Below are 13100 nucleotides of genomic sequence, written 5' to 3'. Positions count from 1 at the left end.
AAGTTGTGAGGCGGATCGATATGTCCGAGCAGGTTGCCCCCATCCCGGAAGACAGGCTCGCGCGAGCGGTGTTCGGGCCGCTGGGAGGCGTGGTGGAGGTCGGCGCGGTCAACGCCACCGGTGCCTGGGAACTCGCCGAGGTCTCGGTGGGCGACTTCCTGACGCGTCGGCAACCTGAGGTGGAGCGACTGCTCGACGGCATCCGATCGGTCTGCCGGTTCAGCGACGCGGCCATGGCGATCGTCGACGAGCTGGGCCGACTCCGTGATCACGAGGTGCATGCGGCGTTCCTGCTGCTGTGGTCCGCGGGCGTCACGGGAGTTCCACAGCCCCTTGAACGCCTCGAAGAGCCCGCTGTGGTGCGGCGAATGTGCCGCATGGCGGCGGACCTGCAACTGACGTACTTCTTGCAGGCTCTGATCACAGCCGCCGTCGCGGCCGGAACGGAGGCCCGACAGGGGGCGGCCCGGACTGCTGAAATCCTCGGAATTGCTTCCGAATTGGCTGACTCGACGGGCAGAAGCGCACCGGCGGACATTTTCAGAATGTGGCGGGTCTCCCACCTGCCGGACATTCTCCGCCCGGAGTCGGATGCGCCGGAATACGGCAAAGAGGGTTTCCGGGCTTACGATCAGCGGCTGGAGGAGCTGCTGGCAGCTGATGGAGATGCGAATCGTCCGGCGTGATTCACGCTGCGGATCGGGGCCTGGGACGCGGATCCGGAACTGCCAGAGCCGCCGGGGGAGTTGGCTGGCCGGGGGCGAGAGGGTCAGCGGGAGTCGACGTGCTGGAAGTCGACGACCGTGATCCGGGCGGCCTTCGGCGTCCGTTCGGCCACGCCCTGGCCCTGGAACTCATCGGTGATGATGGCGCCCCGGATGGCGCCGAGGGCGGCCTGCTCATCGTTCGGCACCAGTGAGGCGTTGGAGCGGTACGCGGGCTCGGTGGCGGCGCCGTCGGCCCTGTCGGGGTCGTTCGCGGTGATCGCCGCGTATCCGGCCCGGACCTCCTCCTTGGCGTCGTCGAGCACCGCCTGCTCGACGGGGTCGCCGCTCGACCCCGTGTCCGCCCCCTTGATGTCGTCCGACGACTGGTGGTCAGAGCGCGGCGGGCCACCGAAGTTCCCCCTGATGTCGACTTTGTGTGCGGCAGTTAACGAAGCTATCAGGGGTGAGTCACGCCTCTTTGAGAGGCCATGGCGGATTGTGTGGGGACCGTGAGGGTGTGGCGTGGCAGTTGCGAACAGGGCGTCTGGTCCGTGGTCGAAAGTGGGGTAACTCCGGCCTGTCCGGCAGGTCGTGAGGAAGTGAGCGGGAGAGCGGTCGGGAGGTTATCCACAGGGGCTGCCTGGTCTTCGACGGCGTACATAAGATCTCTGTACGCTCAGTGCACTCTCGTACTCCCTCCAATCCACCCTCTCCTCACACGACCCAGGACACCCGCCATGCCGCGACGCCGCAGTTCAAGCTCGTCAAGCTCGACGGGAAGCGCCACGCCTGCGAGTACGCCCCGCAACCGCACCCCGCAGCCCGTGCGGATCCGGCGGCGCACGTTCGGGGACTTCGTCAAGGCGTTCTTCGCGTTCGTCGCGCTCGCCGTGCTGGTGGTCGGGGTGCCCGGGGCGCTCGCCGTGGCGGTCGGGTGGCCGTTGCCGAGCGGGATGCCGAAGGTGGAGTGGCTTCAACAGCCAATCACCACCGGCACCTTCCTCCACATTCTCACCGTCATCGTGTGGCTTGCCTGGGCGCAGTTCACCGCCTGTGTGCTGGTGGAGATAAAGGCCGCGGTCTCGGGAATCGGCGTGCCCGGGCGCGTGCCCGGCGCCGGGCCCAGTCAGATCCTCGCCCGGCAGCTCGTCGCCGCGCTGCTGCTGGTCGGCGCCACGGCGGCCAGCCTCACGCCGGGGCTCTCGCAGATCGGACAGCACAGCCTCGACGGCAACCAGCGCGGTACCGTCGCCGCCGCCCAGCAGACCCCCGGACTCTTCGCCCAGCAGCAGGAGCAGGCGGCCAGCACCGCCGCAGCCCTCGCCGAGCAGGCCTCCCAGGCCGCCTCCCACGCGGACGCGCAAGGCGGCAGCACCGCCAAGTCCGACGACACGAAGTACTACCGGATCCAGCCGCCCGAGGGCCGGCACCACGACTCCCTCTGGGAGATCGCCGAGCGCCACCTCGGCGACGGCCGCCGGTACAAGGAGATCTTCGAGCTCAACAAGGACCGCGTGCAGCCCGACGGCTCCAAGCTGTCCGAGGCCAGCCTCATCCGCCCCGGCTGGATCATGGAGATGCCGGGCGACGCGCGGGGCGGCGACCTCGTCGAGATGCCCGAGGCGCCCGCCTCTCCAGGCCAGCAGCAGGTCCACGACTACGGCCGGACCGGCGACCACGCTCAAGGCGGCGACCACGCTCAAGGCGGAGGCCAACAGGGCGGCGCCTCCCAGGTCTCCCTCCCCGAACAGCGCCCCGCCCCCGACCAGCAGCCCAGCCACCAGCAGCCCAGCCATCAGCAGCAGGCCACGGCCGCTTCCCAGGAAACGTCCTTCGGCCTCCCCACGGCCCTCATCGGCGCCCCCCTCCTCGCCGCCGGCCTCCTCGGCGCCCTCGGCCGGCGTCGCCGTCAGGCCCTGTGGCAGTCGGCGTTCGGTGCCGTCGGCGGCCGGCGCGGCATGGAGCCGCCCACGCCGACCGGCGACGCCGCCGACGCGCAGGACGCGCTCCTCGTGGGCGCCGACCCCGAAGGCGTACGACTGCTCGACCGCTCCCTGCGCGGCCTCGCCGCGTCCCTCGGTGCCGAGTCCCGCCCGCTGCCCACCGCGTACGCGGCCTGGCTCGGCGGCAACGGTGACCTTCATCTCCAGCTCGCTCAGCCCTCCGGCAACCCGCCCGCGCCCTGGCAGCTCGGGCAGGACCAGACGTTCTGGATGCTCGCGCGCAGCGACGCCGAGGGGTACGAGGACACCGACGCCGCCGCCCCGTACCCGGGCCTGGTCAGCCTCGGCACCATGGACGACTCCCGGCTGCTGCTGAACCTGGAGTCCGTGCCCGGCATCGTGTCCCTCTCCGGCAGCGAGGCCGACCGCGCCGCCGTGTTCGCCTCCGTCGCCGCCGAACTCGCCACCAACGGCTGGTCGGACCGGATGACCATCACCCTCGTCGGCTTCGGCGAGGACCTCACGCCGCTCGCCCCCAACCGGCTGCGGCACATCGACGGCATCGACGACCTCGTCGAGACCATGGAGGCCGAGACGCGGCAGCGGCGGGGGGCGCTCGGCGCCGCCGGTCACGACTCCGTGCTCACCGGACGTACCGGGCCCGCCCAGCACACCCGTTGGGCCCCGCACCTCGTCCTCCTCGCCGCCGAGCCCTCCGCCGAGGACGCGATGAAGCTCGCCGAACTCGCCGCCGACGCCAGCCGCCTCGGCATCGGCTACCTCGTCGGTACCGACAGCGGCGATCTGCCCGGCGCCGCCTGGGAGATGGAGGTCACCGGCGAGGGCAAGCTGCTCGCCCCGCTGCTCGGCCTCGAACTCGACGCCCAGTTGCTGCCCGTGCCGTTGCAGCGGGCGGTCGTCGAGCTGTTCGTCGAGTCCGACCCGGAGCGCGAACCGCAGGGACCGGCCACCGCGCCGCCGTTCCTCGTCGACATCAGCGAGCAGGGCCGGCCCGCCGTCTACGCGCGGCTCGTCGGGCCGTACGAGATCATCGGCCTCGACACCCCCGACGGCGACCGGAGCGCCCTCCTGCACGAGGCGCTCGCCCTGCTGCTCCTGCACCGCGAGGGCGTCCATCCGCGCGTGCTGTCCTCGGCGCTGTGGCCGCGCGGCGTCACGGACGACGTCCGCGAGGCCCTGCTGGAGCGGCTGCGCGCCTGGCTCGGCACCGACCCCGACGGGGCGCCCCGCCTGAAGACCGACTCCACCGGGCGGCTCACCCTCGCCAAGTCCGTCGTCTCCGACCTCGACGTGCTGCGCTCGCTCTACCACGAGGCCACGCAGGGCCGTGGCGTCGACAGCCGTGCGGTGCGCGGCCGGCTGCTCACCGACGCGCTCGTGCTGGTGCGCGGGCCGCTCCTCGCCGACCGGCCCGAGGGCCGCTACCGCTGGCTCACCCACGAGATCATCGACGCCCAACTCCCGCTGCTCGTCGCCGACATCGGCCTCGCGCTCTCCGAGTTCCACCTGGTGAAGGACCGCGCGGAGAAGGCCATCGAGGCCCTGAACGCGGCCCTCAACTCCGCCCCCGGCGACGAGCGCCTCTGGCACGAACTGCTCCGCGCCACCCACGCCACCGGCGACACCGCCCGCCTCCAGGCCCTCGCCGCCGACCTCATCTCCCGCAGCGGCGCCCGCGGCCTGCCGCCGCGCACGGAGGCGCTGCTCGACGAGCTCCTGCCGACGTGGCGCGACGGCGTCGCGGCCGTGGGATGAGCACCTGGCTCCTCGTGGCGGCCGCCGCGCTGTGGGGCGCGGCGGCGGGCGCGCTGCTGCCGCGAGCCGCCTACCGGTTCTCGGCCCCCGCGGGGGAGCCGTGGCGGCAGACCTGCCCCGATGGCGGGCATCCGGTGCGGGGGTGGCTCGGCCGCGGCCGATGCGCCCTCTGCCCGCAGTCCTACGGTCCCCCCGCCGCCCTTCTCTCCCTTGTCACCGCCCTGGTCTGCGCCGCCCTCGCCGCCGCCACCGGCACCCGCCCCGAGATCGGCGTCTGGCTGCTGCTCGCACCGGTCGGCGTGCTGCTGGCGGTCGTGGACCTGAAGGTGCAGCGCCTCCCCGACCCGCTCACCCTCCCCTTCGCTGCCGCCGCACTCGTTCTGCTCGGCGCGATGTCCTTCGTCCCCGAGCACACCGGCGACTGGCCGCACGCCGCCCTCGGCGCCCTCGCCCTCGGCGGCGGCTACTTCGTCCTCTTCCTCATCAACCCGGCCGGCATGGGCTTCGGAGACGTGAAGCTGGCGCTCGGCGTGGGCGCGGTGCTGGGCTGGTACGGCTGGCCGACGGTCATGCTCGGCACCTTCGCCGGCTTCCTGCTGGGGGCGCTGTACGGCGGTGCGCTGATCGTCGTACACAAGGCGGGCCGGAAGACGGCGATCGCGTTCGGCCCGTTCCTGATCATGGGGGCCTTCCTGGGCGTACTGATCGGGGCGTACGCGGCCTGACGTCGGCGGTGTCGGTGCCCTGGCGTAGGCTGGCCGAGTCCGCGCACATGGATGCTTCCGTCCACAACCCTTGACGAAAGGGACGCTCCGGTGACCGAGAAGGCCGACCTTCAGTCCGTCCTCGACCGCGCCGCCGCCGGTGGGCGGATCACCCCTGAAGAGGCGCTCGACCTCTACCGCGATGCCCCGCTGCACGCGCTGGGCTCCGCCGCCGACGCGGTCCGGCGCCGTCGGTACGCGGGTACGGAGCACATCGCGACGTACATCATCGAGCGGAACATCAACTACACGAACGTGTGCGTCACGGCGTGCAAGTTCTGCGCCTTCTACGCGCCGCCGAAGGACACGAAGAACGGCTGGACGCGCGACCTGGACGACATCCTGCGGCGCTGTGCCGAGACCGTCGAGCTCGGTGGCACGCAGATCATGTTCCAGGGCGGGCACCACCCGGACTACGGCGTGGAGTACTACGAGAAGCACTTCGCCGCCATCAAGGAGGCGTACCCGCAGCTCGTCATCCACAGCCTGGGGGCGAGCGAGGTCGAGCACATGGCCCGCATCTCCAAGGTGAGTGTGGAGGAGGCGATCCAGCGGATCCACGCCGCGGGCCTCGACTCCTTCGCGGGCGCCGGTGCGGAGCTGCTCCCCGAGCGTCCGCGCAAGGCCATCGCGCCGCTGAAGGAGAGCGGTGAGCGCTGGCTGGAGATCATGGAGACGGCTCACCGGCTGGGCGTCGAATCCACCTCCACCATGCTGATGGGCACGGGCGAGACGAACGCCGAGCGCATCGAGCACCTGCGGATGATCCGTGACGTACAGGACCGGACCGGGGGCTTCCGGGCCTTCATCCCGTACCTCTACCAGCCGATGAACAACCACCTCAAGGGCCGCACCCAGGCCACGATCTTCGAGTACCTGCGGATGATCGCGATCTCCCGGCTCTTCATGGACAACATCGCCCACATCCAGGGCTCCTGGCTGACCACCGGACAGGACGCGGGCCAGCTGACGCTGCACTACGGCGCGGACGACCTGGGCTCGGTGATGCTGGAGGAGAACGTCGTCTCGGCGGCCGGTGCCAAGCACCGCTCCAACCTCCAGGAAATGATCGACATGATCCGCACGGCGGGCCGGACCCCGGCCCAGCGCGCCACGACGTACGAACACCTCGTCGTCCACGACGACCCGGCGAACGACCCGGTCGACGTGCGCGTCCAGTCCCACATCTCGTCCACGGCGATCGAGGGCGGCACGGCACATCCCGAGCTGAAGATCCTCGCCTCCAACTGACCTGCGGATGGAGACGATTCACGCCGCCGACGAGGTCCGGTACACCTGGGAGTCGGAGCCAATCAAGGGCGGTGCCGTCCTGGTGGGGCGGGACCGTGTCGGCGCCGTGGGCACGCTGGAGGAGCTGCGCGAGCGTTTCCCGGACGCTCGTGTACGTACCTGGCCAGGCGTTCTGGGGCCCGCTCGCATTCACGAGGGCCCCCTACCGGACGCGCCGAGCCCGCGTGAACGCATCCACGCGGTACTGAAGCTGGGCGCGGTGGCGGTCCTGGAGGAGCACGCCGATACGCCCGAACTCCGGGCGGCGGCCGAGCGCAACGACGTGGTCGTCCTCCCGCGCACACAGTCGACGGCGATCAGACGGACCGGCCGAGCCGACCTAGCCGTATTCGCAGAGACCGGCGAGTGCATCGCAACGGTTTGCGCCGGGCGCCTGGTTCACAGACGACGCTGACAACGCCGCCAAGGGGCGCGGGGAACTGCGCGACAAGCCCCCACCCGCCCGCACCCGAACTACGACGAAAACGCCTCCCCGAACGCCCCCGAACTCTGCGACACCCCACTGCAGTTGGTCAGGGCATCCTCATCACCGGTGCACTCCTGATCCCGGAACGTCGACCACATAGACACCCACCCCACCCCCTTCTCCTCCGCGAACTCCCGCACCTGAGCGGCATCCGACAGCGTGAACGTCTCCCCGTCCACATCATTCGTGCCGATCATCGACGTGAGCGCCATCCCACCCCACGCCGTCGCGGCCGACGTACCGAAGACGTCCCGCAACTGCGTGTGCGCCGCCTTCGCCGCGGTGATCGCGTAGTCGCCCATGTCCCCGTCGTAGGACTCCGCGTAGTTCATGGTCATGAGATTGACCGAAGCGACCTGCACCGCACTGTTGTTGGCCGACTCCAGCAACGCGAGGGAGTCGTCGTCCAGCCCCGACGGCATCACGGGAAGCGTGAAGACGACGCTCACGTCACTCCGCTCCTCCTGGAGCAGCGCTATCGCCTCCGACCGCAGCTCCACCGAGTCGGAGTCGGTCAGCGCGTCACCCTCGATGTCGAAGTCGGCCTGGGTGGAGCCGGCCGCGTCGAGCGCCTCGCCGTACGCCTCCGCCAGCTCCTCCGCACTGTCGCACGTCTCCGCCAGCTCCTCCCCGGACGCCCCGCCGAAGGAGACCCGGACGCTCGCCCCGTCGTCCTTGAGCGCCGAGATCCGGGAGGCCACGGCCGAGTTGTCGATGGCCGTCGTGCCGTTCCACTTCGGGGTGCAGCTGCTTCCGTCCGAGATCACGAACGCGAGGTTGTACGTCGTCGGCGACCCGGCGGAGTCGAGGTCGGAGGCCTCCGTCGCGCTGACGTAGGGGGCGTAGGAGGTGCTGGACGACGGCTTCGAGGAGGTGGCCGACGGAGCCGCGGACGTCTTGCCCGGCGCCGCGTCGGTGTCGGCCGAGCACCCCGTCGTGGCCAGGGCAAACAGGCAACCGAGCCCCGCCACCGGCCTCAGGAAACGCCGCATCGCGCATGCACCCGCTCTCGTGATTTCTGTCTCAGGATGGAAACAAACTGTGTTTCTGAAGTGGAAATGTCTCACACGCGGCTGGGCTTCATGAGGACAGTATTCGCATAGCGGATCCATGGGCTGGGGCGAACAAAACGGGCCAACCGGCCACTGAAACGGCACATTCAACTCTATTCACCCCGGCCGGGGTTGCGCAGGCGTTCCAGCGAACTCTCAGAGAAGGGACAGGTTAAGGCGTTTCTCATACGTGTCTCACAAGGGAACCCGAGTTTCTGACACATAAAGCCTCCCTAATATCCGGGGAATGCATTCCGAGCCTGCCATCGAAAACCGCGCCCCGCGTGGTCGCCGCCGCAAACGCGGCAACGGGTCCGACGACGAGGGACCCGTGTTCGTTGACAACTCCGGACGCCGCTCGAAGCTGCTGCGCCGGATCGGTGTCCTCGTCGGCGTCCTGTGTCTCGGGTACGCCGTCGTCCTGGGCCTGGCCTTCATGGGAATCGGCACGTCGAGCCCGTCCTCGCTGCTGCCCTTCGGCGGCGGCCAGGGCGGACCGGCCGGCCAGAGCGGCACCGGTCCGGGCGTCCGCCAACAGGGCGGCGTCGGCAACGTCGTACGGCCCAGCGGCAGCCCACCCGCGCTGCCCTCGGGCGTCCCCACGCCGTCCGCGTCCGTGAACGCGTCCGCGAACGCCAACTGACCGGAGCGCAGGGACCGTTATGACCACGACCACGACATCCCGCCGGGGCCGGCGCCGCGCCCCCTCCCGTATCGGGCGCGCGGCGGGCAAGGCGGCGGCGCTGCAGAAGCCGCGCGTCCTGCTCGCCCTGCTGCTTCTGCTGGCGCTCACCAGCGTGATGCTCCTCGACGGCTATCTGCGCGCCGAGGTCGGCGGCGACCAGCGCGTCCGCGACGGGGCCAGCTCCAGCAAGGTCCCGGACAAGATCCTGGACGGCGGGCCGATCCTCAGCTTCCGCGGCGGACAGGCCACGACGGTCTCCGTGCCGGACAAGACCATCGCCCTGACCTTCGACGACGGCCCCAACCCCACCTACACCCCGCAGGTGCTGGAGATCCTGGAGAAGTACGACGTCCCCGCCACGTTCTTCGTGGTCGGCTCGATGGTGTCGCGCTACCCCGGCATCGTGAAGGACATGGTCGAGCAGGGCAACGAGGTGGGCATCCACACCTTCACCCACGTCGACCTCTCCTACCAGAGCGACGCCCGCGTCAACCGCGAGATGCAGCAGACCCAGCTCGCGCTGGCGGGCGCGGCCGGCATCACCACCACGCTGTTCCGGGCGCCGTACTCCTCGGAGACGGACGCCATCGACAACTACAGCTGGCCCGTCTACCAGAAGCTCGGCGAGGACGGTTACACCAGCGTCTTCGTCGACACCGACAGCGACGACTGGAAGAAGCCGGGCGTCTCGAAGATCGTGAAGTGGGCGACGCCGTCCAAGAGCGACGGGGCGTCGGTGCTGTTCCACGACGCGGGTGGCGAGCGCTCGCAGACCATCAAGGCGCTGCCGACGTACATCGAGAAGATGAAGGCGAAGGGCTACACCTTCACCACCATCAGCGGGGTGCTGGAGAAGGAGCAGCAGCAGCCTGCCGGGCAAGGGGCCGTGGGGGTCGGCACCGGCACCGGCGTGAACACCCTCCAGGCCGCCCACCGCGAGGCCACCGGCGCCACCCTCTACGAGGGCAAGGCCCTCATCGGAGCCGTCGCCGTCGCGGAGTGGGCCGTGCCCGCGCTCTCGGTCGGGCTGATGGTCGTCGGTGTCGCCGTCATGGGCCGGTTCGGGATGATGCTGATCCTCGCCCGCCGCCACTACAGACAGCGCAACAAACGCCGGTTCAGCTGGGGCCCGACCGTCACCGGCCCGGTGAGCGTGATCGTCCCGGCGTACAACGAGAAGGAGTGCATCGCCAACACCCTCGAGTCGCTGGCGCGGAGCACCCATCCGATCGAGATCATCGTCGTCGACGACGGGTCCACGGACGGTACCTCCGAGATCGCCCGCGACGCGGCGTACGGACTCGGCATGACGAACGTCCGGGTCATCCGGCAGGAGAACGCGGGCAAGCCCGCCGCCCTCAACAACGGTGTCCGCAACGCCAGTTACGACATCGTCATCATGATGGACGGCGACACCGTCTTCGAACCGGACGCCGTGCACCAGTTGGTGCAGCCCTTCGCCGACCCGGAGGTGGGCGCGGTCGCGGGCAACGCCAAGGTCGGCAACCGGGACACGGTCATCGGCGCCTGGCAGCACATCGAGTACGTGATGGGCTTCAACCTCGACCGCCGCATGTACGACCTGCTGCGCTGCATGCCCACCATCCCGGGCGCGATCGGCGCGTTCCGCCGTGACGCGGTGCTCCAGGTCGGCGGCATGAGCGAGGACACCCTCGCCGAGGACACCGACATCACCATCGCCATGCACCGCGCGGGCTGGCGGGTCGTCTACCAGGAGCACGCCAAGGCGTGGACGGAGGCGCCCGGTTCGCTCAAGCAGCTGTGGTCGCAGCGCTACCGGTGGTCGTACGGCACCATGCAGGCGCTGTGGAAGCACCGCAAGTCCCTGACGGACAAGGGACCTTCGGGCCGCTTCGGCCGGGTCGGCATGCCGTTGGTGGTGATCTTCCAGATCGTCACGCCGGTCTTCGCGCCGCTCATCGACGTCTTCACCGCGTACTCGATGATCTTCATCGACTTTCAGGCCGCCCTGCTGGCCTGGCTCGCGGTGCTGGGCATCCAACTGGTCTGCGCGGCCTACGCGTTCCGCCTGGACAAGGAGAAGTACCGGTACCTGCTGATGATGCCGCTCCAGCAGCTGGCCTACCGCCAGATGATGTACCTCGTCCTCATCCACTCCTGCATCACCGCGCTGACCGGCGGCCGGCTCAGGTGGCAGAAGCTCAAGCGGACCGGCGAGGTCGGGACCCCGGCGGGGGTGAGCTGAGATGGGTTCGCACCGCAGAGGTGGACCCGCGGCCGTGCTGACCACCGAGCGGCCGACGGTCACCGACACCCGGCCCCAACGCCCCCTGCGCGACCGCTACTTCGACACCCTGCGGGCCGTCGCCCTGATCCGCGTCGTCACCTATCACACCTTCGGGTGGGCCTGGTGCGGCATGGTCTTCCCCTCCATGGGGATCATGTTCGGACTCGCCGGCACGCTGATGGCGAAGTCCCTGGAGCGCCCCGCCCTCAAGGTGGTGAAGAGCCGGCTGCGGCGGCTGCTGCCCCCGTTCTGGTTCTGGGGCGTCTTCGTGGTGCTGGCGATGCTCGTCCACGGCTGGATGCCGAGGCACTACAACATCGTCTTCTGGATCGTGCCGTTCGGTGACCCACCGGGCAACAAGTGGGGCGTCCAGGCCTGGGAGATCCTCTGGTACCTGCGCACCTACCTGTGGTTCGTGCTGCTGTCCCCGCTGCTGCTGAAGGTGTTCCGGCTGGCGCGCGTACCGGTGCTGCTGCTCTCGCTCGTCCCGATCCTGGTCCTCAACTTCGTGTGGTCCGGTCCCGAGGGGCGGCTCGGCAACGAGCTCTGGGACTTCTCGACGTACCTCTTCTGCTGGATCCTCGGCTTCGCCCACCGCGACGGGGTGCTGGAGCGGATGAGGCCCGCGGTGGTCGTGGTCCTGTCGCTGGCCGCCGTCGGGTACGGCGGCTGGTACGCCTTCACCCACCAGGGCGAGGTCGGGACGTACGACCTCGACGAGATCCCGCTCGCGCAGGCCTTCTGGTCGGCCGGGTACGTGATGCTGCTGATGTGGGCGAAGGCGTACTTCCGGATCGACTTCGCCCGGCTGACCCGGTACCGGCGGCTGGACCGGGTCGTCACCGTCTTCAACGCGCGGGCGGTGACGATCTACCTCTGGCACGAGATCGCGCTGATCCTCGCCGTACCGCTGATCGACCAGTTCTGGAACGTACCCGCGTTCGAGAAGTACCTGCCGCTGGAGAGCCAGTGGTTCATGTTCGGGATCGGCTGGGTGCTCATCGCGGTGTTCGTGCTGGCGTGCGGATGGGTGGAGGACGTGGCGGCGAAGAAGAAGCCGCGGCTTCTGCCGTAGGGACGTACTGCAACAATGGGCCCGTGACCCGCGCTTCCCTGAACAAGCAGCCGCACGAAGTCGCCTCGATGTTCGACGACGTGGCGGAACGGTACGACCTGACGAACGACGTGCTGTCGCTCGGCCAGGACCGGGTGTGGCGCAAGGAGGTCGCGAAGGCGGTCGACGCCCGGCCCGCGCAGAAGATCCTGGATCTGGCGGCCGGTACGGCCACCTCGTCGCTCCCGTTCGCGCGGACCGGCGCGTACGTCGTCCCGTGCGACTTCTCGCTGGGCATGCTCAAGGTCGGCAAGCGGAACCACCCGTGGCTTCCGCTGACGGCGGGTGACGCGACGCGGCTGCCCTTCAAGGACGACACCTTCGACGCCGTCACCATCTCCTTCGGGCTGCGCAACGTGCAGGACTTCGACGCCGGGCTGCGCGAGATGTACCGGGTGACCAAGCCCGGCGGCCGGGTCGTGATCTGCGAGTTCTCCCACCCGACCTGGGCGCCCTTCCGCACGGTCTACACCGAGTACCTGATGCGCGCCCTGCCGCCGGTCGCCCGCGCGGTCTCCTCCAACCCCGAGGCGTACGTCTATCTCGCCGAGTCGATCCGCGCCTGGCCGGACCAGCCCGCGCTGGCCGGGCATCTGCAGAAGGCCGGCTGGTCGAAGGTGGCGTGGCGGAACCTGACGGGCGGGGTCGTGGCCCTGCACCGGGGGTTCAAGCAGAGCTGACGGCCACATAGGGGTCGCCGGGCTCGTCCAGCTCGCGCTGGAGGCCGCCCGTGGGGGGCCTCGGGAGGCGCGGCTCGCGCACTCCGCCGCCGCCTTCTCCCTCGCCGAAGTCGAACCACACGTAGATCACGGAGTCCCGGGGCACCTCGGCGTTGGGCTGCGGGTACTGCCGTACGACGTACTCGACCACGGTCTGGTGGAAATCGGCCCGGTCCGGAGTGTTCAGGAAGAGGCCGGTCGCCTCTGCCGTCCGGCGCGCGTCCATGGCCATCAGGCCGACCAGCCGCGGTACGCGCACTTCGGGTGTTTTTTGCGGTGTTATACGCACAGATG

The 13100-nt window shown here is 69.8% G+C and carries 12 protein-coding genes; 9 read left to right on the top strand and 3 right to left on the bottom strand.

Annotation, left to right across the window (positions count from 1 at the left end):
* The first annotated feature begins 20 nt into the window (after positions 1-20).
* Entirely contained in the window at positions 21-686 is a 666-nt protein-coding gene (locus tag ACIHIX_RS04820; RefSeq protein ID WP_399949649.1) for a hypothetical protein, read from the top strand.
* Between the two features lie 83 nt (positions 687-769).
* Here the strand turns inward: ACIHIX_RS04820 and ACIHIX_RS04815 are convergent, their stop codons facing one another.
* Positions 770-1030: a hypothetical protein gene (locus tag ACIHIX_RS04815; RefSeq protein WP_399949647.1), complete on the bottom strand. Its 261-nt coding sequence runs from the start codon at positions 1028-1030 to the stop codon at positions 770-772.
* 414 nt (positions 1031-1444) lie between these two features.
* Here ACIHIX_RS04815 and ACIHIX_RS04810 point away from each other — a divergent pair, with 414 nt between their 5' ends.
* The 4 genes from ACIHIX_RS04810 (at position 1445) to ACIHIX_RS04795 (ending at position 6895) form a co-directional block, all read left to right on the top strand.
* On the top strand, positions 1445-4426 hold the full coding sequence (locus ACIHIX_RS04810; RefSeq protein WP_399949644.1) for a BTAD domain-containing putative transcriptional regulator: 2982 nt from the start codon (positions 1445-1447) through the stop codon (positions 4424-4426).
* Positions 4423-5151 (top strand): prepilin peptidase, encoded by a 729-nt coding sequence (locus ACIHIX_RS04805; protein WP_399949641.1) that lies wholly within the window; start codon positions 4423-4425, stop codon positions 5149-5151. Before ACIHIX_RS04810 ends, ACIHIX_RS04805 begins: the two co-directional genes overlap by 4 nt.
* A gap of 90 nt (positions 5152-5241) precedes the next feature.
* Positions 5242-6441, top strand: a complete 1200-nt coding sequence (mqnC, locus tag ACIHIX_RS04800; RefSeq protein ID WP_399949638.1) for a cyclic dehypoxanthinyl futalosine synthase — start codon at positions 5242-5244, stop codon at positions 6439-6441.
* Between the two features lie 7 nt (positions 6442-6448).
* The gene (locus ACIHIX_RS04795) at positions 6449-6895 is read left to right on the top strand and encodes an imidazolonepropionase-like domain-containing protein (RefSeq protein WP_399949635.1); all 447 of its coding nucleotides are present in this window, start codon (positions 6449-6451) and stop codon (positions 6893-6895) included.
* A gap of 59 nt (positions 6896-6954) precedes the next feature.
* On the opposite strand, the gene ACIHIX_RS04790 is transcribed toward ACIHIX_RS04795, so the two are convergent.
* Positions 6955-7959 (bottom strand): chitinase, encoded by a 1005-nt coding sequence (locus ACIHIX_RS04790; RefSeq protein WP_399949632.1) that lies wholly within the window; start codon positions 7957-7959, stop codon positions 6955-6957.
* Between the two features lie 307 nt (positions 7960-8266).
* On the opposite strand from ACIHIX_RS04790, the gene ACIHIX_RS04785 reads away from it, so the two are divergent.
* From ACIHIX_RS04785 to ACIHIX_RS04770, 4 genes are read left to right on the top strand one after another with little or no spacing between them, the layout of a single operon-like run.
* Complete coding sequence (locus tag ACIHIX_RS04785) at positions 8267-8662, top strand: hypothetical protein (RefSeq protein WP_399949629.1); 396 nt, start codon at positions 8267-8269, stop codon at positions 8660-8662.
* 19 nt (positions 8663-8681) lie between these two features.
* Positions 8682-10931 carry a bifunctional polysaccharide deacetylase/glycosyltransferase family 2 protein gene (locus tag ACIHIX_RS04780; protein ID WP_399949626.1) on the top strand — a complete coding sequence of 750 codons (2250 nt, stop codon included), beginning with the start codon at positions 8682-8684 and terminating at the stop codon, positions 10929-10931.
* 1 nt (position 10932) lies between these two features.
* A complete protein-coding gene (locus ACIHIX_RS04775) occupies positions 10933-12048 on the top strand; it encodes an acyltransferase (RefSeq protein WP_399949623.1) in 1116 nt (371 codons plus the stop codon).
* 23 nt (positions 12049-12071) lie between these two features.
* Entirely contained in the window at positions 12072-12767 is a 696-nt protein-coding gene (locus ACIHIX_RS04770) for a demethylmenaquinone methyltransferase (protein WP_399949621.1), read from the top strand.
* On the opposite strand, the gene ACIHIX_RS04765 is transcribed toward ACIHIX_RS04770, so the two are convergent.
* On the bottom strand, positions 12754-13065 hold the full coding sequence (locus ACIHIX_RS04765; RefSeq protein ID WP_399949618.1) for a PASTA domain-containing protein: 312 nt from the start codon (positions 13063-13065) through the stop codon (positions 12754-12756). The genes ACIHIX_RS04770 and ACIHIX_RS04765 overlap by 14 nt on opposite strands.
* Positions 13066-13100: the final 35 nt, after the last annotated feature.

Origin of the sequence: Streptomyces sp. NPDC051913 (assembly GCF_044593635.1) — a bacterium.
Lineage (GTDB): Bacteria > Actinomycetota > Actinomycetes > Streptomycetales > Streptomycetaceae > Streptomyces.
The sequence above is the reverse complement of the archived record's forward strand: the minus strand, read 5'-3'. Positions and strand labels throughout refer to the sequence as shown.

Bases quoted from the DNA above. Each gene is read 5' to 3' on its own strand.
- ACIHIX_RS04790 (WP_399949632.1), bottom strand. From the start codon at position 7,959: ATGCGGCGTTTCCTGAGGCCGGTGGCGGGGCTCGGTTGCCTGTTTGCC.
- ACIHIX_RS04780 (WP_399949626.1), top strand. From the start codon at position 8,682: ATGACCACGACCACGACATCCCGCCGGGGCCGGCGCCGCGCCCCCTCC.
- ACIHIX_RS04795 (WP_399949635.1), top strand. From the start codon at position 6,449: ATGGAGACGATTCACGCCGCCGACGAGGTCCGGTACACCTGGGAGTCG.
- ACIHIX_RS04775 (WP_399949623.1), top strand. From the start codon at position 10,933: ATGGGTTCGCACCGCAGAGGTGGACCCGCGGCCGTGCTGACCACCGAG.
- ACIHIX_RS04810 (WP_399949644.1), top strand. From the start codon at position 1,445: ATGCCGCGACGCCGCAGTTCAAGCTCGTCAAGCTCGACGGGAAGCGCC.
- ACIHIX_RS04785 (WP_399949629.1), top strand. From the start codon at position 8,267: ATGCATTCCGAGCCTGCCATCGAAAACCGCGCCCCGCGTGGTCGCCGC.
- ACIHIX_RS04805 (WP_399949641.1), top strand. From the start codon at position 4,423: ATGAGCACCTGGCTCCTCGTGGCGGCCGCCGCGCTGTGGGGCGCGGCG.
- ACIHIX_RS04820 (WP_399949649.1), top strand. From the start codon at position 21: ATGTCCGAGCAGGTTGCCCCCATCCCGGAAGACAGGCTCGCGCGAGCG.